The organism is Halosimplex salinum (assembly GCF_003730195.1).
Classification (GTDB): domain Archaea; phylum Halobacteriota; class Halobacteria; order Halobacteriales; family Haloarculaceae; genus Halosimplex; species Halosimplex salinum.
Genome location: NZ_QWGG01000017.1, coordinates 23440 through 45870, shown reverse-complemented (window position 1 = coordinate 45870; position 22431 = coordinate 23440). Strand labels below are relative to the sequence as shown.

The following is a 22431-nucleotide window of genomic DNA, read 5'->3' as shown; positions in this document are numbered from 1 at the left end:
CCGGGATGGGCTCCGCCATGGAGCCCATCCCTCAGAGCCGCACCGGAACTCTGCTGCCAGTGCATACGGCCCCCATTGAACGCCTCCTACGAGACAGTGACGAAATCAGCCCGGGCTAAACACATACATGTTTTGTAACGGTGTTCCCTCCCACGTTTCTGGGGGATCTATATTGACAGCGGTGAGCAAAGTTGGCGGAATATCGAGGTGCTGGGCCCAGTGCGATTCAATATGCGTCGATGGCAAATTCGGACTGCGGACAATGAGTGGAACCTGAGTCATGCTGCTATAGAGGGAAGCAGAATGGAATGATTTGTAACGGCCAAACTCTTCGCCATGATCTCCCGTCAGGGCTACTACGGTTTCATCGTCAATGAGTGAGAGCACTCGTCCAATCTGTTCGTCAGCGCTTCTGATTCCACTATCGTAGGCATCTATCACCGCCTGTGGCGGTTCCTTACCAACTTCGACGTAATCATCCCCGTTGATAGCATGCTCAATAGAAGTATCACCTCGGAGCGCTTGCAAATGGGAGTCCCAGCGAGCATACGGGTCATGTGCGTCCATTAAGTGGATCCACGCAAAGAATGGTCGGTCGTTCGACTGCTGCTCTCGTATCCAGTCAATCGCTGGGTCTACCGTATCAACGTCTGTATTCGACGGCTTGAATCCATTGCTTCCGTCACCAGTAGAATGTTTAGACAGTTCGCGGTATATTGGTCGCAGGACACGTCTGCTGAACGTCTCATTATCTACCAGGTCGCGTATATAAAACCCCGCTTTGGTCAGCAACGGTGTTTCTTCGTGGAAGTATTCTGCTCCATAGAATGTGTCGAATCCAGTATCATAATCATACTCTTCGGAGAGGAACCCATTGTTAGCGAACGCTCCCGTCGCATATCCTTGTTTTTGGAACTGGTTTGCAAGTGTCTCTGCTTCTTTCGGGACTCCGATACCGTCAATTTGGTGGGTGTAAACACCTGACTGGAGTGCCTGAAATGCCCACCGAGTCCCAGGGCAGTTTGCGTATCCGTGTTCATATACTGTAGCTCCCTCCGCAAAATCGTCTATATTCGGGGTAGTCGGTCGCTCGTAACCGTAGCAGCCTACGTGGTCGGCCCGAAGACAGTCGACGGTTATCAAGACAACTGAGTCGGTTACCATCTGGAGTATCTGTACTCGCTTTGGAGGAATACGTTTAAAAATATAGCACTTTCCTTCACGCTCAAACTCTTCCAACCACTCACGCGTGAACAGTCCTCTAGTTCTGTCAGAAGTGTGGCTGTTGGGTCAAAAAATTGTTCTCAAACAGAATGGAGGTCTCCCCGACTGGTGTGTAGAACGCTCGAGTTTGGCAGGTACTGACCGAGATCCATTCCGTGCGCAACTATTTTACTATATACGTCGTCACCTGCCCGTCAGTGTGTACTGAATTTATATTCTTATTTGCTGTAATGTTGGCTCTGTAGCCTGAGAGATTCTCGAATCGCTTCCAGCCGGGAGCACCGACTCCGTTCTTAGCGACGTAGTCTACGACGACTGCTTGAGAACCAACGTCTCCCCCACTTACGAGTGAACCGTATCGTTCTGGATCATAGCTGATTGGCTCAATGGTCTCTATATCTCCAGCATGGTGTGCACCCATTCGTAATCTAGCTTGAGTGGTTAAATCTGTGAGGACGGTAGTGTCGTCTCTATACTCGGTAATCCAGTATCCGGTTCTTTCCGCGTTTGCTTCGGAGGCAGGAGAAAGATTAGACGGCGCTGCTGCGAACCCGGCGGTTGCCGCTATAGCCAATATCAGAAGGAACGCTGTAACGCCGTGTTTCTGAAACACTGTCGAAAATTGACCAGCAAGCCTCTCCTTCCCGATAGTGTCGACAACAATCAAACCCAAGATTGGGCCTATTAAAAAGATGAAAAATTGCTGGAACCGTCCCATCAGTAGATACAACAAGATTACAGCTCCCGAGGCAAAAGACAGGACTCCCAAGATCTGCTCTCGGCCAGAGAGAATAATGATTCTACTTTTAGCTGTCTGATAAATCTTGAGAACACCATATACAGCAAGTGCCAATGCGATTGTGTAGTAGTATATTTTTGAAAACGAAAGTGTAGATTCCTGGCTGGCATAGGTAAAACTGTTTGAAGCACTTTTTTCACTTGATGCGAATATAGACAGACTGAGCGCTGAGACGATAGTATCTTTCGTCATACCAAGAAGACCTGCGATCACAGCCAGAATAGCAGCAGAACCCCGTGAACTGAGATGAGTGAACTCTTTCGACTTACTTAGGTCGAGCACAACCACAGTCATGAGTGCCGCTCCAATCCATGCGAGAGAGGTGTAATCTACGCTCCATGCCCCAGCAGTCACGGCTAGTATGCAAAGTGACAGCCCGATTCTATTTTCAACTTTGCTGAGGCGTATGATAAGTAGCAGGCAAGTAGTGAGGACAAGTATAGAACCAAGTGAATGAACGAATATAGAATTGAATCCCCAGGACGCCCAACTATTTGCACCGACTGCTAAGGCCATCATTGAGGCAGGCAAGGTGTCCTCTTGTAGTCGCATTACTATAGCTGCGGCCAGGAGCATTCTACCCACAACTCCAAGTGGGAGCGAATTCAGAGACTGAAATGGAATCCCAGTCACCCGATGAAGGGTAACATACCAGCTCTGGAGGGCAGGTACATTGCTACGAGGGTTAATAGATAAGATACCGTCTTGCGCCGCTGCCGCAGTTGACGCTGTGAATGAAAGTTGGAAAAAGGTTGGGCGTGGCCTGATAGCGAGATATGCAGCGACAACAATGACTGTCAATATGAAACAAATGGCCGAGATTTTTTGACGCCGATACATTGGCAGAAGATACTGTATCTATACTTTTAAAAACTTCTTTTAGCCCCTCCTATAGGATATTTATACTAACAATCTATCTCCGTCTTCTATCAACAGCGGCTGATAGTTCTCAGAGATAGCCGAGATCTTTGAGATGGTCCATTGGTGCGTCAACGCCCGATGATTCAGTAGCAGGCCCGGAATCAATTCGCTCTTCAAGCCAAGACCGAATTTCGTAGATCGAGGCGGGTAGTTCACTATCAATTGAACTTGAGATAGTTGCACGCACTGAATGAACTCCCGGCTCCTCATCTTCGGTCACAGTTGTTTGCATCCCGTGGTCAGAAACTATTACAATTTTTGGTAACACTTTTCGGATCATCCCGACCAGGTTGTCGACAATCGTGTAGTACTGTCGAAGCGTCTCTGGACGCTCTGCGTACGCGTGACCCATGTGATCCAGGATGTGAGCATGAACCCCAGCGATCGGTTCCTTAGCTTGAGCTGCTCCAACGAGCCAGCCGAATTGTTCGCCCGTTTGTCGTAAGTATCGACTTCGGAATTCATTTGGCTTCAATTCCTCTGTTGTGAATGCGGAGAACCACTCACCTGCAATTGCCCAGTCCTCACACGGTGATATGCCGGGCCAATTTTTGACGACTCCGCTCTCGAAAACGTGTTCCCGGTCAGTCGTTGGATAATTCTGTCCGTTAGAGCTAAAATTCCTCACTGCAATAATCTGTTTGTGGAGTTTTGATGGCATCATCTCCACGAGTTGCCGGGCGAAAGTTATCGCAACGCCATCATCACGCTTCGTGGCATCTAAAAAAACGCCATGTTCGGAGGGGGGCATCCCTGTCGCGATAGTAGGCCAGACCTCGATTGTCGCTGGAACTTCAAGCGAGTGAGAATCGGTCTTCAGTTGCTGATGATTCTCCAGGAGGATGTTGTCGCAGCCCCACTTTTCGGCGAGAGCATAGTCTAAGGCGTCTAATCCAAGTACGGCAATAGTCATGCCTCCTTTTTATTCCCACCCAGTATTTATTGTTTGGAAGTCGGACCACAAATACAGGTTACACCGAATGTCTGGCCTCCATCGCTCTTCAAAGATCTTGATAGACATGGTCCGATGATGAGAAACATTTTAACGACCTATGTCAATGACTCAGTAAACACTCTTACTCAATTTGATGGCTATGAACACAGTATGGAATTTTGTTTCGAATACTGGCATTTGGATAGGTTCTATCAATCTGGCATTAGATGCGCAGTTTAAAACGTTCCAGTTAATCTATTCAACAGATCAATGAACAGTTTTGCCATTATCCGGATACCATCCCAGTCCCAAGATCGAGATCCATCGGCAAAGGCGATAGAAAACATCATATCAGTCTCAAAAGAGTATTTCGAGAATATAATCACGTTCGAGGACCGGTTCAAGGAGCAAAGTACAGAGACAGTTGATGTGGAGCGACGTACTTCCGAGAATATCTTATTCAATGTATTTCTTCTGTTGATTTATCAGGCACGTCTCTCATATGCTCTGTATGAACGTAAAAATCAACTGGGCATGGTATTTCTCCATGCTGGGGGATTTCTGTTTGTTCTTCCGATTATCACGTGCAAGTTACTCGGCATTCCTGTTACTGTGAGTGTGATCGGTGAACCGCACAAGGGGTACGAAAATATCTCCTCTGGCCATCTTCTCGACAAAATAATCACGGAGGCCGTTCTGATAGCCGAGCGATTTGCATACTATGCTGCTGACGGGATCGTAGTCTTCTCCATGGATATGCTATCTTATAAACCACTCAAAGGATACCAGTCGAAGTGTGTTAGAGTCCGGTTCAACTTTGAGACTGTGGTTGAAGACACCCCTGCCCCACCTGAACGGGATATTGAAATCGTGTACCTCGGACGCGTTTGTGAACTGAAAGGAGCAGACCGTGCGGCCGAGGCGGTCAGACTGCTTTCAGCGAACACCGAGACAGAGGTTACTGCGTCATTTCTCGGTGACGGGAACCTTCTTGAGGAACTGCGAGATGAGTACGGCAACGATATGTCGTTCAGCGGTTGGGTACAACAGGAGGCTGTTGAAGATCATCTACGCGAAAGTAAAATTATCATGTTACCATCGAGATCAGAAGGGTTGCCAAAGGCGCTTCTCGAAGCCATGTCAGCGGGAGTTGTCCCCATCACAACGCCCGTCGGGAATATCCCATCCGTTATTGAGGATGGGGAGAATGGGCTCCTGGTTAACGATCCCACTGCAGACCAGCTCGCAGACGCCGCCAATCAATTACTGGCCTCAGATGCTCTAGCGATGCTTTCACAGAACGCTCAAGAAACGATCAGATCGGAATTCGGATTTGAATCGGCAAAAAACGACTTTGAATCGTTACTAAAAGAATGTGGTATCTAATATGTTCGAACGAGTGACTCCCTCGAATATCGCCCGGGTATTTCAGAATCCAACTGCTGTTGTCGGTGAAGTTGGAAACCAACTTCAGCGGATGAATGCTGGATATCATCGCCGTTTCGTAACTAAATCCGGGTTGAACGTGATGAATCAGGACTGGGATAATCTCCTCATACTTGATGCCTGTAGATTCGACATGTTTCGTGATGCATACGCCGAACATCTCGATGGAGAGTTACAATCTATTTCCTCCCTTGGGAGTTGTACACTGGAGTTTTTGGAAGAGAATTTCAATGACCAAACGTTTCACAATACGATCTACGTTTCCTCGAATCCGCATACGAGGTCGGTGCCCGAGGACACCTTTCATCACATCGAGAATCTATTCCTGACACACTGGGATGAATCACACGGCACCGTTCATCCGTCAGATATGCTAAAGCAGAGTTTGAGCGCACACGAACAGTTTCCTGATAAACGGATGATCGTCCACTTCATGCAACCACACGAGCCCTTTATCGGCGAACACAGTGACGAACTTCCTCAGACAGGTCTCGAAAAGAAGGAAACTGAACATTGGGGCGACCTTTCCGTATGGACGAACCTACGCTACAACATCGAAGATACCACAATTGAGCAGGTAACGAAAGCCTACAGGGCAAACCTTGAATTGGTCTTCCCGTATGTTCGTGATTTAGTCGAAGAGCTGGATGGTAAAACAGTTATCACTTCTGACCACGGAAATCTTCTTGGAGAACGGTTATCTCCGATACCTGTAAGAGGATACGGACATCCTTGGTATATCCGATCCGAACCCCTCGTGAAAGTTCCGTGGCTAACGATGGACTCGGAAACTAGGCGGGAGACTAAAGCGGAAGAACCGACTAATCGGGCGGAAGTCTCAGAAGACGTTCTTGAAGATCGACTTAGCTCTCTCGGGTACAGATAGTATGGGAGAAGAAGGTTCTCATCGTCAGAAACTATTTCAAGGCGCTGCGTTCATCACGTTCGGTATCGGATTTGAGCTGGTGTTTTCCTTCTTCGCGAAGGTAGCCGTAGCAAAATATCTAGGGACAGCTGACTTCGGTGCGTTTTCAATCGGGTTTGCCCTCGTAACGGTGGCGACAATTGTCAGTACTATCGGTCTTCAGGACGGTGTTGCGCGGACGATTCCACGCTCGGAGTCGAAGAGTGACGAGACAAATACGATACTCACTGGTGTTCTAGTCAGCTTGCTTGTGTCAGTCGCCATTATGGTGATCATCTATCTCTTCGCCGATTTGGTCGCAATGCACCTCTCTCAAGAGGGGAACCTTTCACGTGTCATTCGGATATCTACTTATGCAATCCCGCTATTAGTCGTATCGCGTGTTGCAGTCGGCGTTGGGAGGGGGTACAAGAACGCCAGTCTTAAAGTCATAATCATAAATGTACTTCGACCGGCAACATTCTTCGCGGGAACTACTGCTGTGTTATTGTTTAGCATTGGCAGTACTGATGCAACATATATAATTCCGGTATCATATGTGCCAGGCACGGTGATCGGCACTTATTATGTTGTGAAAAAAGTACACCTACCCTCTATTTTTCAGTCTCTCTCTTTTCGACATGATCTGATTCTATTCTCTGCTCCACTAATGATATCGGGGTTCATGAGACAGATATTGAATAGGTTAGATACCTTTATTATCGCTATCTTTGAACCAGCGACTCAAGTTGGGATCTACAATGCTGTATACCCACTATCACGCCTTTCAAACGTGTTTCTTGCTGCATTTGGATTCATTGTTATGCCCATCTTTTCATCGATTGATGCTGATTCGACGAACAAAGATATCAATTCTATCTACACATTTGCCACGAAATGGATTGTTGTGGGAACTATCCCTGTCTTTCTTGGGTTCTCTCTATTGCCAACTGAGATGATTTCTTTTATATTTGGTCGGGAATATGTTCCGGGGAATCTCACTTTGGCTATTTTGACGGTCGGGTTTTTTGTGCACACGATACTTGGGCCGAATTCAAATGCACTGGTAGCTCTTGGTAAGAGCAAAATCATATTTGTATTTACTGCCGTTTCTGCTATTATAAATGTAGTCCTCAATCTGATACTAATACCGCTGTATGGCATCGTAGGCGCTGCAGTTGCGACTGCGATCTCGTATACAGTATTGAACGTGCTCAATTCCGCCGAGTTATATAGATCTGAACATGTCCTACCTGTAGACTATGATATGGGTTTTTTGATCGTATGTTCAACATTTATAGCTATTGTCGTAACGAATGGGATTTCCAGGTTAACGATTCCTCCGTTACCGGCTCTTATTGCGTTCGGACTAATCTTTGGTCCACTGTATCTCATTCTGCTTGTAGTTACCGGGTCGTTGACGCACGAAGATGTATCAGAGCTAATTGCTTTAATAAAAAGCAATAATTGATCAGTTGAGTGCAGCTTCAATCGCAGTAGCGAACTGGTTGGCGGAAGACTCTGGTGAAAATCGTTCGTCAAGAATACGCTGCGACCTATCGCCCATTCGGTTAAGCTCCTCGCGATCAGAAAGTAGCTTCGACAGTTCCCGACTGAGGGCAGGCGTGTCTTCAGTCGGAACTATTTCCCCGTTTCCTCCCTCTATGATCATATCTGCAGCGTTTCCGACCCCTTCCGTCGTCAACACAGGCAGTCCAGATGCCATTGCCTCATTGAGAACCAGCGGTGCGAGATCTTCGAGCGACGGCAGTACAAACAGATCAGCGTCCGCTAGTTCTTTCCGTTTACGTTCCTCAGACACCCAGCCAGTAAAGACCACATCGATCCCCTTCTCACGGGCTGACTGTTCAAACGCCTCTCGTTTCGGGCCATCGCCGACAATTACCAACTCTGTCTCTCTATGTTCTAATTCATCAAACGCCTCAAGCAAGTACGGGACTCCCTTTCGCTCAATGAGCTGGCCGATGAAGAGAACCCGAATCTTCCCCCTTTCAGTTCGATTTCTGTAGTAGTTAGTATTGTCCACAACGTTCGGAGCAACGAACACTTGGTTCCTGTCGATTCCTCTACTTTCCTGAAACTGTCTGGAAAGGCTCGTGGGTACAACGATGCTATCTGCGTATTTTGCTATCGATCGCGTGATCGGATTGACAACCTTCCCGACAATATTCTCTGTCGGTCGTATTCTTTCTGTCCAGAGAATAGTTCCATCAAGATTGGCCTTCGACGCTGCGAATCCAAGCTGCATCGTGAAATTCGTACTCCCTGCAATAATTGCGGAATCAAATTCGCTTGACATTAACTCAGTCACTACTGTAGGATTTATGTGATAGTGAAGATCTCCCCTGTCTAAGGCAACTCCTGGGAGAAAAGAATGATCGTGTGTTCCCGTGTCTGATATATTCCAGTTACGTTTCTCGTGAGACTTGCCACAGTAAAAAACATGGAGGTCTATCATTTCGTGAGCGGCAAGTGCATCAAATAGAACAGTCCGATACGGAGTTACGATGTTGTGTACTAGAGCCGTCTTGATACTCCCCATATACACGGCTTGCCTCCATCAACGCTTCAATCTATACATCCTATCTTGGCACAACCTTGAGTTCGGGATAAGATTCGCAAATCACCCAGTGAAGGCACTTCATCACGGATAAGTGTGCTGGCGAATCTATGCAGTAACAGCGAAAACAGACTTCTGAGAGATATGGATGACACCGAACCACTACGTGTCTTGAACACGATGAATGACCCTCGTACGGGGGGACCACAACTTCGATCACTGGCAGTGGCAGGACAACTTCGAAAGCGGGGGATTGAAACGGAATTTTTGCTTCCTGATGGCGATGATGGCTTTGCTTCGATGGCCACGAACGAGGGATTTGTAGTCCATAGACCGGGAATCTCGCGAGTTAACCCACCGAAGAATATCGGTAAGAATGCAAGATATCTATTCGGGTTCCCACTGGCGGTGAGCAAAGTACACGGCGTTCTCAAGGATCAAAATATTGATGCTGTGCATACGAATATGTCCCTGAGTTTTTGTCCAGCTGTCGCGGCCTCGATATCCTCTGTTCCACTCGCATGGCACTTCAACGATACTCTTGTACCAACACCGGCTAAGCAGATCGCTACGAGGGCAGCGATGTCTCTTGCGGACGAAATCGTGGTGGCCTCGGAGAGCGTCGCAGAATACTATTTCTCGGACCGAGTGGACACGACCACGATTTACTCCCCCGTAGATGTCGATGAATTCGATCCACAGATAGTTTCTCCGGCGACTGATTTCTACGATAGTTCCGGGAGCTCCAAAGACCCGATCGTCATCGGAACCGTCGGCAACGTAAACCCGATCAAGGGCCACGAGTACTTCATCCGAGCTATCGCGACCATCAAAGAGCAATTCAACCGTCCAGTAATCGCACCGATCGTCGGTGCCAAACTTGACTCCAGAGAGGAGTACTACGAAGATCTAGTCGACCTTTGCGAGGAGCTCGACGTCAGCGATAACGTTGTCTTCCTCGGAAAACGGGACGATGTCCCCGAACTGATGGCGGCGTTCGATGCATTCGTTCTCTCGTCTGTCGCTGAAGCCTGCCCAATGGTCGTTCTTGAAGCGATGGCGATGGAGTGTCCAGTCGTCGCTACGCGAGTAGGCGGCGTTCCGGAACAGATTACCGACGGCAAAGATGGATGGCTAGTTCCGTCGGAGAATCCCACTGAACTCGCAAATGCGGTCATAGAACTCCTCCGGGACGAGAACGAGTCGACGAGGAGGGCTGCGAACGCGAGAGAGCGGGTCTGTTCGACTTTCTCCCTAGAACACTGCGTAGATCGACACGAGGCTCTGTATAGATCTCTGGTCTGAGTTTGGAGATACCGGATGTGAATCTCTCCGCTCGAACTTACTGCTGTTCCGAGGCTAGACGCTGGATGCCATCAGGGTCGAGTGCCCTATTGTAAATCCGGAATTCGTCAAGCAGGCCGCTGTACGAGTTTGAAGTGTTACCGCCGTCAGCAACGTGTAACTTCCCGCCCCAGTCGGCAGTCCCGTTCTCGATTTGCTGAGATCTCACGTTCTGTCCGTCGACGTATATCGATCGATGTGACCCGTTGTAGGTGACCGCGATGTGCGACCATTCGTTCGCTGGCACGTCCCCGCCAACGAAGAACGAGCTCTCGACACCCGGGACCCGGAACGACACCCCACCACCTCCTTCGAGGTTCACGAGATCCCCAGACTCCGCCCTGACTAGATGATGGAAGTTATCTCCTTCAGTCGTGTCGAGTCTGTCCGGTTGTACCCACATGCTGATCGTAAACTCGTCCGGTGTGGGGACATTCACACTTGCCCCTCCGCTGCCGTCGAATCGGAGTGCCGACCCTTCTATTGCCGTACTCGACGTTTTGGCCCCCGAGATCTGACCCTCGTATCCGCTGATCCGGTCGTATGCGGTTTCGCTTTGATTCGTGTTGAACGGCCAGTGCAAAAGCCCTGTTTGGTTGTGGCCACCTAGGTGTCGACCGGACTCTATATCTGTGGAGGATATCTGCACCTCGGACCCGTTCACTGTGTATGTCCCAGGATACGGGACCGTCGCGGCGTACACGCCGTATGGGTTCGCCTCTATCTGATGGGAACATCTCAAGGTCTCACCACTGATCTCAGCACTGAAGTTGAGTTGAACGGATCTTTCAGGATTTGTCGCCCCAATTATCCTTGCTCCCGGAACGAACCTGAACACCTTCTTATTGTTACCCACGTGGCTAACTTGGTAGTGACCGAGTCCGGAACCAGTACAGGTCTCTCTGTCCCATGCAGACAATTGTGACTGTATGGAACCAGCGTCGGCGTTGACGGCTGAGTCAACTACGACGTATCCGACCGGTTTCGACGAGAGATTATAGTACCACGTTTCTAGGTCTGACGACATCAGAAAGTCCGCGTAATAATCCCTCGCAAAGCCATACGAGTCCGCTTCTCCATTGACTAGATAATTATACACCCGATTTCGGCCCCAGTCGCTCAACACGTAGTTCTCAGGATAATCGATTTCTTTCTGTTCGGCGTGTGTATCGATAGATTTTGCTGTGTGATACGTCCCATCGTCGATTGCGACTTGACCCATCTTGATGGGTGTCTGGATCAACCCGAAACTGGCAAAAAGCAGGAAGAGAACTCCGAGTAAAGCGATAGTTCGTGTTGTAGGAACACGGAGTTCTTCGAATGAGCCACTACTCGGTACCCGGGGTCGGACGAGTTCGACCTTTTCAGCGAAATGGAGTAACCCTATCCCTGAAAACAGTGAGACGATCACCGAGAATTCTCCTGCAAATCGTACCTGAATGATGGATAATACAAATAGACACCAGCCGAATATCACACAGACCAGCCATTCAGGGCGACTTTCTCGATATGCGCGCCATGTGGCTACAGCGAGATATGGAAGGGCCAAGAACAGGAAAAATCCGAATACGAGTATTGGCGCGGCTATCGAACCGAGGTCACCAGCGAACAGCGATTGCGTCTCTGCAATGGTTGACTGAGACGTGACAAACTCCCGAAACCGCTCCAATGCTGGCCGTAGACCGGGCACACCGATCCAGATACCACTGATTCCAGCTATGAGCAAGATTCCCTCAACCAGAGCCAATTCTCTCGCAGGGCGGTTGAACCGACTCCAAGCTTCGCCGAGGCCAACCACTCCGACGGAACCCAAAGCTAATAACGCTGGTGCGATTCCGCGATAGGTTTCCATCCAGCCAAATATGCCGTAGACGAATAGTGTCAACAGACCTCCCACTGCGAGACCAGAGAGTAGTCGGCGATTCACGACCAGTGGGGACCGATCGGCGCGCACGTCGTCAACGATTTTTACCGTTAGGTATCCAGCGATCGGCAATAGCAAAATAGGGCCACCGCGCCAAGCTGTCGTTTGTGCTACCACCCCGACGCTAACACCGAGTACACCCAATGGTTTCACCCAGTTGTGCCACTCACGCTCACTTCCGTCTACTGCGAGAACAGTGATAGCAAGCACTGTTAGTGCGAGCCAAACGAAATCGAACGCATGGTGGTCCCCATAGCCGAGTGCCGATCGAAACGCGTGAGCGGGAGTCACTGCAAGGATCAACACGGCTGCCAGTCCGACTCTCTTGTCGTTCGTAACCAAGACCGAGAGTAGGTACACCAGCCCGGCACTAACGACAGCCGCCAGAACAGGATACCACGCAACTACAAGTCCTGAAGCAGCCTGACCCTTTCCGAACAAACTTGCGGACCACCATAATACCACGATTAATAGCGTGTCGCTGTTCGCGACTTTTTCGGGAAGTCGCGTCAACGATCCAACGTCGAAGGCCTGCAGGTCACTCGCTAACAACGTATCGACCCAGTACCGATAATAATAGGGATCATTTCCGGCGAGGACGATGTCGCCGCTACGAAATACACTCGACCACATGAATACGATCCGGACCAGTGCAACGAATGCTAACGCGCCTCCGACAATAAACGAGGTTCGCCGATCGAATTTGGGAAGCGTCAAAGATGGAAGATCGAATCTGCTGCCCGTTTCAGCTTCTGAGTCTACTATATCTCCGTTTAAAGCGGCACGAACGGCATTTGGCTCTGTCACCCGATACCCGTCACCACTATCCTCAACGATCCCACGAGAGACCACCTCGCCAAACGTTCCAGAGTCTATCGAGAGATCATCGTACGTCCAGGAACCGTCCTCGTCGACTGCGAGAAGTTCCTCAAGTGCAGGTTCCACTTCGGGTTTGTCCGCGAGGAGGTCGTCGGTCGCCTCGCGTACATCATCCATACGTCGCGTAACCATTGAGATGTGAATAAACCCATCGGAGATGTAATCGGTAGATACCAGTCTTGGTCAGTGCCATTTTTACTTCTATCTCTACGACGGAAATTCTTGGCCATTACATAGTTACATGTAGGAAACACTCTTGACAAGAGAGAAGCACGGGAACACTGTGGCGTCTTCTCCAGAACCAGAGCCTGGTCTCTACAGGCTGAGACTGAGGACAGACGAACAATCTGGTTACCAGACATAACTCTTCAAACCCAGATGGGTCTCATCGCGACAGTGTAACGCAGTGTAACGTTATATTCGTTCTCCGAAGATGAAACGTTACACCCTCGGCGGCGTGCGTAGCGCGGTACCTCGCCGATCGGTTCTCGGTGACTGCAGACGAGTTGTTCAAACAGGTAGAACTCGACTTGCAATGTACGGAAGCCTCATCAACCATCACACTGCACGATTCACTGCTGATCGCGAGCCATTGCGTCCAGGATACTGAGGCGATCGTCACGAAAGGCGAGGATTTCACCAGTGAAAGCACATCTAGCGGTGAGCTACTAGTTTGTCGAGAACAGAGTTCCGATCCCTCCGACCGATTGGATCTCAGGCTCGCCAATCTTAATCGAAAACTCCCCACGGACAGTTGGTGTCCCCGATGGAACTCCCAACAGCAGTCCTCGTTACTAGCCGACGACTGCCGATCGAGACTCGATACGACAAGCTAACGACGCCAAACAACACCCCCCAGCGGCCGATTCGGTTTCGACCGTTAACCAAGCAGTGCCCGGTTGGGCGTCTCTTTCGCTCCGCCGACGCTAGTCACCGGCGACACCAGTTGTCGCCGGGACTCCCCCGGATTCTGCTGACTCACTCCTCGAACGCGTTTCCCCGGGTATCTCTGCGTCTGCTGGCAACACCACTCGCCGCTCCTTGTACTGGAGCCCATCGGCACGCCGCGACCGCAGTTCGTCGTACAACCGGTGTTTCGATAGATCCAGCAGTGCATCGATCGTCCGGCGTGCGAGCTTCGTCGCATAGTCACGACTCACGTCGCCCTCCTGAATACGGATCCACGTCGCCAACTCGCCGGCGTCCAGATATTCACGAACCCCATTACACCCCGTGTTCCAGAGGTCCGCAGACGACTCCTGACGGGCTTGCCACACCTGTGCAGCCAGTCGGTCGGGGCGAGCGTCCGTAACGGACTGGAGCGTCTCCTCGTCCAGCTGTGCGAGTTGCTGGATGGGCAGCAGGTCGCCGTGGGCGAGCGACACACCGTCGCCACGTTCAAGCGGGTCGGATTCTGCAGGCATGCGGACGTACTTCCCGTCGTCTTTGCTGATCCGCTCGACGGTGTCTTCGTGGAGGTCGAGCAAATCGTCGTCCAGTGTGGGTTTGACGTATTCCCAGCAGAGGTGCGCACCTTTCTCGAGTTCTCGGGACTGAAGTTCGCCGAGCATCCCGCGGCTGGTCTTCATCCGTTTTCGGAGTGCATCGAGGAGGGCATCCTGGCGTTCGACGATCGCTTCGAGGTCGTCGACGCGCGTCTCAGCTGCTTCACGCGCCTGGCGCTCTGATTCGAGATCGGTTTCGAGTTCGTCGATGCGGGCAGCCTGCTGTTCGATAGTGGCTTCGAGGGCATTGAAACGGTCTTCGAGTGAGTTACTGTCGGTCATCGACGATCACCTCCCGAACTGTAGTGTGTCGAGTGAGCAGAGGCAGCCATAGCTCCACGGATCACAGTATACTTGCAGGGCGATGCGACTCGTCGTGCGGGACATTGAAGCCCCCGCGGCGCGATTGCGAACATGTCGGTCGTTCCGACTCCGCGCGTCGGCCGTGCCCTCACACGGTCGCCGATTTTTCGGGCGAGATCCCACCGCGCAGAGCCATATGCTGTTGACTTACGCAAAGCATATATGTATTTCGTCAATAGATGAAATGAAAGGGTTATAGATGAATAATTGCTATAACAGTAACAATACTGATGATATCACAGTCGCTAAGAACCAAGCCGCTAATTTCGAGACTGTGCCTGCAGAAGACCGTCGTGTACTCGTCCTTGAGTTCCTCGCCGAACACGACATGCCGCTTCCGCCATTAGCTATCTATTCAGGTTTAGTTCGCTATCACCGGATTACGTTTTCATACAGAACAGTCCAGAATATTCTGAGCGAGCTCACCGAGAACGGTGACATCTATCGAGTTGATACCTCAGCCTTACGCGATGGCGAGATTACGCCAATCGATGACGATGAAAGTTCTCGACGTGCCTACTATCACATTACCGAACAGGGGAAAGAGCGGGTTACTTAAGAAAGACCTGCGGTCTTTCGTCTATAAACGAAATATTAAAGAGATTGTAGTCACTACTGTAGTCTAGGAACACCGGCTCTATCGGGCGATCTCTCGCAGAAAGCGCCCGCCTGCTGGAACCAGGCGAGCTGGGTTCCAACTAACCCATGTCGAACAACGATCCAACCCCCCAAGAAGGTATTGTTGAGCAACTAGCCCACGACGCCCAGTACCTCGGGACAGACGCCAACGGCGCCACCCACTACTGGAGTCGCTACGAGCGGACGGTTTACGTCGTTGACGCCGGCGAGGTCGAATCGTGGGCGTTCGCGGAGACGCCCCTGACGACACTCACGGACTGGTTGACCCACGTCGAGACCAAACGCGGCCCCTGGGTGGACCACTGCGTGAGCACTGACGGCTGGGCCACGATCATCACTGGCCACGGCTCGACGGAGTGTGTCTGAGATGGACGACGAACTTGCAGTCGAGTACTCACCGGCAAGCGGCCCGCGGCGAAGAACTAGATTCGTGCAGGCGTCGTCGGAATCGAAGCTCTGGCGAGTGACGGAGGTTTTCGCAGGCTGTCACTGGCGTGAGACCGGCCGCGAGCGAGTAAGTGATTTGGAGATGGCCGGGACCGATTGACGGTTCCCGGCACGGTACACATCACTAATTCCTCGGCCGAGGATGCGTTCGACGAGCCGGTCGAGGCCGTCGGGGCTGCCGAGAAAGACGAGCAGCGAGAGACGGTCGTCTCGGCCGAGACTGCCGAAGAGTTCTGAAAGCTGCTCACGGATAGACGGATGGCGTAAACTAGGACGCTCGCTGAGGGGCCGCCTGACCGAGAGTATTCACGTGTGGTCGGCCAGGTCCCGGACCTCGTCGACGCGGACCTCGCGGTCGAGCGATGCCGACGCGTACGCGGCGAGGACGACTTCGACCGCCCGCCGTGCTTCGTGACCGTCGACGACCGGGTCGCGACCGTCCCGGATCGCCGCCACGAAATCTCGGAGCTGTCCCTCGAGACCGGTCCCACAGGGCGGTTCCACGAGGTCGGGTTCGACCGTCTCGTCACCGACGGCGAACTGACCGGAGGTGTACGATCCCTCGGTGCCGTTAATCTCGACCTGCTCGCGGTCGGCGCCCTTGACGGCGGTGGTCGCCCGGATGGAGCCGTAGCCGCCGTCCTCGAGGGAGACGGTGACGACGGCGACGTCCTCGCACTCCATGTCGTGGGCGATGGTGTCGGTCGTCGCGTCGACGGACTCGATACCGCCCGAGAGCCACTCCACCAGGTCGACGAAGTGAGACGCCTGCTGGAGCAACACGCCGCCGTCGAGGTCGCGCTGGCCGTGCCACCCGCCGTCGTAGTACGACTGCGGGCGGTGATACTTGACGGCCGCGTCCGCGAGGATCACGTCGCCGAAGCGCCCCTCCTCGACCCACTCGCGGGCGGTCCAGCGTTCGGCGGTGAACCGCCGCTGGAACACGCCCGCCAGGACGACGCCGTGTTCGTCCGCCGTCTCGATCAGCTCGTCGATGCGGTCGAGGTACACGTCGAGGGGTTTCTCGACGAGGGCGTTCACGCCGCGCTCGATGGCGTCGGTCGCGATGGCGGCGTGCGTGCCCGAGGGCGTGCAGACGCTGACGGCGTCGAGGGACTCGGACTCCAGCATCTCGACGTGGTCGGTGTACCCGGTCACGCCGTAGTCGTCGGCGAACGCCCGCGCGGAGGCGTCGCTCTTCGCGGCGCCGGCGACGAGTTCGGCGTCCGCGACCTGCTCGACGCAGTCGGCGTGGTTCCTGCCGAACCCGCCGACGCCGACGATCCCGTATCTGGTCGGATCTGTCATGGTTCCTGGTCGTAGGTCGCTCCCCCTGTTCAACATTCGTTTCCCGGAACCACGGCGATAGATCCGGTATCCTCGGCCCTTTTCGGTCTCGCACACAGAGAGGGGTGCATGGACAGTCCCGCAGTCGCGCTCCCGGACGGTGACCGGATGCCGGTCGTCGGATTTGGAACTGGTGGTCTCCACGGCGACGAACTCGGGGACGCCGTCTCGACGGCGCTCGAGGCTGGATACACGCGATTCGACACCGCAGAAGGGTACGGCAACGAGAACGCCCTCGGCGATGCGCTCGCCGACGCCGACCGGTCGGAGCTCTTCCTGACCTCGAAGGTGCTCCCCTCGAACCTCGACTACGAGTCACTGATCGGGGCCTGCGAGGCGTCGCTCGACCGGCTCGGCACCGACTACCTCGACCTGTACCTGATCCACTGGCCGAATCCCGCAGTGTCACTCCGCGAGTCGCTGGACGCAATGGCCACGCTCCGCGACCGCGGGCTCGTCCGGAACGTCGGCGTCTCGAACTTCAGCGCGTACCAGCTCAGCTGTGCGCAGCACGTCTCGGACGTCCCGATCGCGGTCAACCAGATCGAGTTCCACCCGTGGCACCAGCAGCCGGACGTCGTCGAGTACTGCGAGGAGAGTGGAGTCGTGGTCGACGCGGCCGCGCCGCTCGCCCGGACGCAGGTGTTCGACGACGACATGATACGGGAGCTGGCCGCAACGTACGACCGCTCGCCCGGGCAGATCGTGCTCAAGTGGGCTCTCGAGCGGGGGGCGACCGTCATCCCGCAGTCGACGGACCCCGGTCACGTCCGCGAGAACGCCACGCTGTTCGACTGGGAGCTGTCCGCCGATGACTGCCGTCGTATCGACGAGCGAGACCGGAGCCGGTCGGTGTACAACCTCGCGCCGACCGACTGGTCGAATGAGACGTTCGGCATCGCCCGGTGAGCACAGCGGAGACGCTACGTCGAACGCATCGCTCCGGCGTTCCGACACAGCGACTGGTTCTCGAGCCGACGAGATCCACGAGTGCGTGTCCGGTACGTCGAGTTGGCTGAATGGATGCATGCTGTCTTCCACACCACCCGTTCGAGAGCGCTCCACCTCTGGTGGCGCCGATAGACTCTCGTGCTGCGGGTTCACTCTGCAATCTCTTCTGTAACAATTGCCCTCGATACGAGTCGTATCGGTACAGAAGCCACGACTCAGAACTCGTCATCCCCGCTCGTTCGACGAGGCACGGCAAAGACGGTAAGTCCGGTATACTCATCATGATTGCAGACAACCACTGCATCGATGGATTACGTCGCAGTCTTCGGGATTGGCAGCACGAACTTTCGGTATACGGTCGCCAATTCCCGCGGGGAGTTCGTCGGAGATGTCAGTGTGGAATCGACACGCCATCGTGACCTCCCGGCCCAACTCATCGCAGCGATCGATGAGCTACAGACAGTGACGCCACACACGCTCGATGCTGTTGGCATCTCGTGTACAGGTCTCGTGGACTCGACGGCGGGGGTGATTCGTGACCTGGACACGCCCGCTGGGGAGACAGTTGACCGCCTCGATATCGCGACGCCGATCGACCAGGCCCATGGCCTGCCCGTGGTTCTGGCGAACGACTGCAACGCGGCCGCACTCGGTGAGTGGTGGTTTGGGGCGCGTGATACCCATGACTGCCTCGTCCACGTGACCTTCGGGACGGGGATCGGCGGTGGCATCGTCGAGCAGGGTTGGCTTGTCCGCGGTGAGGCCGGTGAGGCCGGCGAGTTCGGCTTGCTGCCGGTCGCGCCGCACAGCGACCTGAGGAGTACCGGCGTCCGGGGCGCCTGGGAAGCGATCTGTTCCGGCCGTGGCATCCCGCAGTACGTCGCCCAGCGCGCTGGCGAGGCTGCGAGTGGCGACGCCATCGACGACGGTGGGGCAGGTAGCGGGCTGTCACTGGACGCCGACCGTTCGACCTGGACAGCTGCAGACGTGTTTGACGCTGCCGCTGCAGGGGACAGGTTCGCGCAGGACTGTTTAGACGAGATCGCGCAGTACAATGCCGCCGGCATCGCCGCCATCTGCAACGCAGTCAACCCCGGGGTAATCACGCTCGGTGGGGGCGTCGCACTGAACAATCCCGACTGGATCATCGAGGGGATCGAGTCGTCCCTCGAGGAGTACCTGTTTGTCGACCCTCCGACCATCCAGATGACACCGCTCGGCGACGATATCGGCTTGTACGGCGCGCTGGCTGCGGTGCTCGGCGAGTCAGCCGACCGATCTACTGGCGCGGTCGACAGTCGTAGCCCCGTTCGCTGAGACTCTCGATCTCGAACTCGCTCGCTCGAACCCGAAGCGGGAACCACCCCTCTTCGTCGATGCCGAGTAACGCCTCAGAAAACCCGTCTTCGTCGTTCCCGGCCTTCGCAGTCCGGATCCAGTTCACCTCACGCTCGCTCAATCCGAACCATTCCGCCAACTTCTCGGCTTCTTCTTGCACCCGGTGAATGACCGTCATCGAACAGAGATTCGCGATCGTACGCGCCTCGGGCGTCAAGGCAAACTCACCACCGGTCTGTGTGATGAAATGCAGCGACAGATCGTAGTGCCTGCTGTGGCGAACGGCCGTCTCCAAAAACTCCAGCGAGGTCGCATCGTTCATCAGGTAGTGCGCCTCGTCGATGGCGAAGACGACTCGCTTGTCCGTCCCCTTCGCCCGCTCGTAGACGGCGTTGAACAACACCTGCATCATGAGGCTCGTCTCCGAACGACCTGTCGCGCCCTCCTCCTGGTGCAAGTCAAGGTACAGCACTGACGAGTCCAGATCGAAGTCAGTCGGCGCCGCGAGATTCGCGAGGTCTCCACCCGGACGGAACGATGGCCGAAGATCCGTCAACAGCGACTGGGCATCACCCTGTACACTCTCCTGCTCACCCGCAGTCGCATAGCCGAACTCGGTCGGGTCGTCGAGCAGATCCTCGAGAACGACGATCACATCGCGGATCGTCGGCGATTTTCGACTATGCGTCGACGGCGCTCGCGTGATCCCCTTTCTATCGTAGGCTTCTTGCACAGCTCGCCGGAGTGTCTGCTTTCGACCGGCGAGCGGATTCGTCGCGACGTGGGTGAAGAACGTCTCGAAGAAGGTCAGTACCCACGCGATCTGCTCGGACCACGGGTCGACGTCCGGTGCATCTGCCAGTACATCCGGCGGCGTCGCTTTCAGTTCGAGCGGATTGAATCCGCGTGTGCCCCCGACCGTAATGCGCTCACCACCGAGCGCTTCGTTCACGCCGGCGAACCCTTCCAGGGGATCGAGCATGATGATGACCGTATCCTGGTCGTACATCGCCCGCCGCAACAACTGAAGCTTCGTCGAGAACGACTTCCCTGCCCCCAGCTGTCCGATGACCATCGTACAGTACCCCGTCTCGCGATTGAACCGGTCGAGAATTAACGGGCTCTCGTTCAACGCGTAGGTTCCGTACTCGATTCCGGGCTCGGCGAATGCGCCAGCCACGAACGGAAACATTGCACCGAGCGCGCCACCCAGCATCGGCGTCGTCGTATCCATCGACTCGTTCAACTTGTCCACTCCCACGGGGCTCCCCGCAATCAGCGAGTCCAGCTGCGCCCACCGAGGTAACACGGGCGTCAGATTCGCGGGTGATTGCCGCGCGGTACTCGAGACGCCGTCGCCGGTGATATCCTCCCGAGCGGCCCCGTGCGTCGTCAGATACATCGAGGTATCGAACGCCTGCATCGAGGTGTTCCGCAGGGTGTCGTAGAGCGCCTGGTAATCCTCTAAATCTTTGCGGACACCACGGGCGCCCGCCCGGCGCTTCTCCGAGAGATACTCGACGTCGGCTTCCAGATCTTCGATCGTGTTCTCGATCGTATCGAGCGTCGCGCTCGTCTCGCGCGGTCTGATGTGCAGGCTGATGTCCGTCGTGCGCGTCTCTGCCGTCGCATAGAGGCCTTCGAAGAGGCCGTCGACGGGTGCGTCAGGGTAGTCTCCGACCCAGTGGGTGCGTGCCCACGTCTGGCCCGTTCGAACGGCATCAGGCGACCGCTCGAGACTATCCGGCCCGATCACTGTCTGATGTGACCCACCGATGTCGGGCACCCCCGCTGGGACAGGCTCGTAGTCAACGGAGACATCATCTCGGTCGCCATCCTTGCTTTCGTCTCCATCGACGCTCCCTCGAGAGAAGACCGACCGAAGGGCATCGATCACTGCTCCACCCCTCCAACCATCGTCCGCGTCCGTAGCACCTGCTCCATATCACCGTAGTCCTGTGATTCGCCCGCCCAGAACTCGCCGATGACCTGCGTCGCCGCTGGCGTATCGACGCGGTGTGCGTTACAGCCGTCGATCTCCCGGAGTCCCGTTCGGATGCGGCGAAGCCGGTCGTCGAGTTCCTCGAACAGTGCATCCCGTTGCTCCTCGATCCGCGGAGCGAAGTACGCGCGAATGAACACGCCGAGGACTGGCAGTCCGGCAAGTTTCTGCACTACACTCTCTCGTTCGAACTGCACCTCCCTGGGAGTCACCGGGACCACGACGTAGTGGTCGCGAATGGTCATCCGCCGCTCGTCGAGCTCCCGCTCGTACCACTCGACGTAGTTCTCGATGAGCGCTTCCAGCTGTGGATTCGCCTCCACGTCGGGATCGTCGAGACGTGACTCGTAGCGAGCCAGATACTCCTCGGCGGGAAACGCCCGAGTCGTCGAATAGATCTGGATGGGGAACTCGACGCTCGTGTTCAGAAAGTTCTGGAAGCCCTCGGCCTTCTGGGCCCACTCCTCGTCGGTCGCGAGCGCCATCGTCGGCGGCGCTACCTGGACCAACCCGAGGAACGCGCCGTCGGTTCGCTCTATCGCGCCGCGGTTCGGATACACCCGTTCGATCTGCGTGTGCTGTTTCGCTTCCTCGTGGCCGAGTTCGTCCGAGCGCTGATAGAAGGTGACCATCGCGGTGACCCAGTCGGCACTGGTCGTGTATGCCGGCGTGAGATAGACGAAGATCGCACCGACGAGGATCATCACACCGGCGAGCGGAAGCGTCAGTGTCTCCAGTCGGTAGCCACCGACAGTCATCGAGGCCGGCAAGACGACCTGAAAGAGGAGGATGACGAGCACGCCCGGGAAGAGCGCGACACCGATGTCGGTCATGGTGTAGCTCCCGAATAGTTTCGCGTCTGTGCCCAGGGATTTCGGAATCC

Annotated in this window: 18 protein-coding genes; 9 read left to right on the top strand and 9 right to left on the bottom strand. The window is 54.4% G+C overall.

Annotated features, from left to right (window positions below; genetic code table 11):
* Positions 1–105: 105 nt before the first annotated feature.
* The 3 genes from D1409_RS23680 to D1409_RS23675 all read right to left on the bottom strand — a co-directional run bounded on the left by D1409_RS23680 (position 106) and on the right by D1409_RS23675 (position 3857).
* Positions 106–1164, bottom strand: a complete 1059-nt coding sequence (locus D1409_RS23680) for a sulfatase (protein WP_123539425.1) — start codon at positions 1162–1164, stop codon at positions 106–108.
* 223 nt (positions 1165–1387) lie between these two features.
* Entirely contained in the window at positions 1388–2599 is a 1212-nt protein-coding gene (locus D1409_RS25025) for a hypothetical protein (protein WP_164471882.1), read from the bottom strand.
* Positions 2600–2972: 373 nt separating this feature from the next.
* Complete coding sequence (locus D1409_RS23675; protein WP_123539424.1) at positions 2973–3857, bottom strand: alkaline phosphatase family protein; 885 nt, start codon at positions 3855–3857, stop codon at positions 2973–2975.
* A 291-nt stretch (positions 3858–4148) separates the two neighbouring features.
* On the opposite strand from D1409_RS23675, the gene D1409_RS23670 reads away from it, so the two are divergent.
* The 3 genes from D1409_RS23670 (at position 4149) to D1409_RS23665 (ending at position 7699) form a co-directional block, all read left to right on the top strand.
* Positions 4149–5264 carry a glycosyltransferase family 4 protein gene (locus D1409_RS23670; protein ID WP_123539423.1) on the top strand — a complete coding sequence of 372 codons (1116 nt, stop codon included), beginning with the start codon at positions 4149–4151 and terminating at the stop codon, positions 5262–5264.
* A gap of 142 nt (positions 5265–5406) precedes the next feature.
* A complete protein-coding gene (locus D1409_RS25020; RefSeq protein WP_164471881.1) occupies positions 5407–6210 on the top strand; it encodes an alkaline phosphatase family protein in 804 nt (267 codons plus the stop codon).
* Between the two features lies 1 nt (position 6211).
* The gene (locus D1409_RS23665) at positions 6212–7699 is read left to right on the top strand and encodes a flippase (protein ID WP_123539422.1); all 1488 of its coding nucleotides are present in this window, start codon (positions 6212–6214) and stop codon (positions 7697–7699) included.
* Here D1409_RS23665 and D1409_RS23660 read toward each other — a convergent pair whose 3' ends face one another.
* Complete coding sequence (locus D1409_RS23660; protein WP_123539421.1) at positions 7700–8791, bottom strand: glycosyltransferase family 4 protein; 1092 nt, start codon at positions 8789–8791, stop codon at positions 7700–7702.
* A gap of 162 nt (positions 8792–8953) precedes the next feature.
* Here D1409_RS23660 and D1409_RS23655 point away from each other — a divergent pair, with 162 nt between their 5' ends.
* The gene (locus D1409_RS23655) at positions 8954–10114 is read left to right on the top strand and encodes a glycosyltransferase family 4 protein (RefSeq protein ID WP_123539420.1); all 1161 of its coding nucleotides are present in this window, start codon (positions 8954–8956) and stop codon (positions 10112–10114) included.
* 37 nt (positions 10115–10151) lie between these two features.
* Here the strand turns inward: D1409_RS23655 and D1409_RS23650 are convergent, their stop codons facing one another.
* Positions 10152–13073 carry a LamG-like jellyroll fold domain-containing protein gene (locus tag D1409_RS23650; protein WP_164471880.1) on the bottom strand — a complete coding sequence of 974 codons (2922 nt, stop codon included), beginning with the start codon at positions 13071–13073 and terminating at the stop codon, positions 10152–10154.
* Between the two features lie 809 nt (positions 13074–13882).
* Positions 13883–14743, bottom strand: coding sequence for a coiled-coil domain-containing protein (locus tag D1409_RS23645; protein WP_123539418.1), 861 nt, complete (start codon positions 14741–14743; stop codon positions 13883–13885).
* Between the two features lie 355 nt (positions 14744–15098).
* On the opposite strand from D1409_RS23645, the gene D1409_RS23640 reads away from it, so the two are divergent.
* From D1409_RS23640 to D1409_RS25015, 3 genes are all read left to right on the top strand, one after another.
* A complete protein-coding gene (locus tag D1409_RS23640) occupies positions 15099–15383 on the top strand; it encodes a helix-turn-helix domain-containing protein (RefSeq protein WP_123539426.1) in 285 nt (94 codons plus the stop codon).
* 146 nt (positions 15384–15529) lie between these two features.
* On the top strand, positions 15530–15829 hold the full coding sequence (locus D1409_RS23635) for a hypothetical protein (protein WP_123539417.1): 300 nt from the start codon (positions 15530–15532) through the stop codon (positions 15827–15829).
* Between the two features lie 177 nt (positions 15830–16006).
* Positions 16007–16147 carry a hypothetical protein gene (locus tag D1409_RS25015; RefSeq protein WP_164471879.1) on the top strand — a complete coding sequence of 47 codons (141 nt, stop codon included), beginning with the start codon at positions 16007–16009 and terminating at the stop codon, positions 16145–16147.
* A gap of 69 nt (positions 16148–16216) precedes the next feature.
* Here the strand turns inward: D1409_RS25015 and D1409_RS23630 are convergent, their stop codons facing one another.
* Complete coding sequence (locus tag D1409_RS23630; protein ID WP_123539416.1) at positions 16217–17218, bottom strand: Gfo/Idh/MocA family protein; 1002 nt, start codon at positions 17216–17218, stop codon at positions 16217–16219.
* A gap of 108 nt (positions 17219–17326) precedes the next feature.
* On the opposite strand from D1409_RS23630, the gene D1409_RS23625 reads away from it, so the two are divergent.
* Both D1409_RS23625 and D1409_RS23620 read left to right on the top strand, forming a co-directional pair.
* On the top strand, positions 17327–18166 hold the full coding sequence (locus D1409_RS23625; protein ID WP_123539415.1) for an aldo/keto reductase: 840 nt from the start codon (positions 17327–17329) through the stop codon (positions 18164–18166).
* Positions 18167–18514: 348 nt separating this feature from the next.
* On the top strand, positions 18515–19525 hold the full coding sequence (locus tag D1409_RS23620) for an ROK family protein (RefSeq protein ID WP_123539414.1): 1011 nt from the start codon (positions 18515–18517) through the stop codon (positions 19523–19525).
* Here D1409_RS23620 and D1409_RS23615 read toward each other — a convergent pair.
* Positions 19488–21443, bottom strand: a complete 1956-nt coding sequence (locus D1409_RS23615) for a VirB4 family type IV secretion system protein (RefSeq protein ID WP_235853727.1) — start codon at positions 21441–21443, stop codon at positions 19488–19490. The two genes, D1409_RS23620 and D1409_RS23615, sit on opposite strands and share 38 nt — an antisense overlap.
* A complete protein-coding gene (locus D1409_RS23610; RefSeq protein WP_328587674.1) occupies positions 21440–22381 on the bottom strand; it encodes a hypothetical protein in 942 nt (313 codons plus the stop codon). The genes D1409_RS23615 and D1409_RS23610 overlap by 4 nt, the downstream gene beginning before the upstream one ends.
* Positions 22382–22431: the final 50 nt, after the last annotated feature.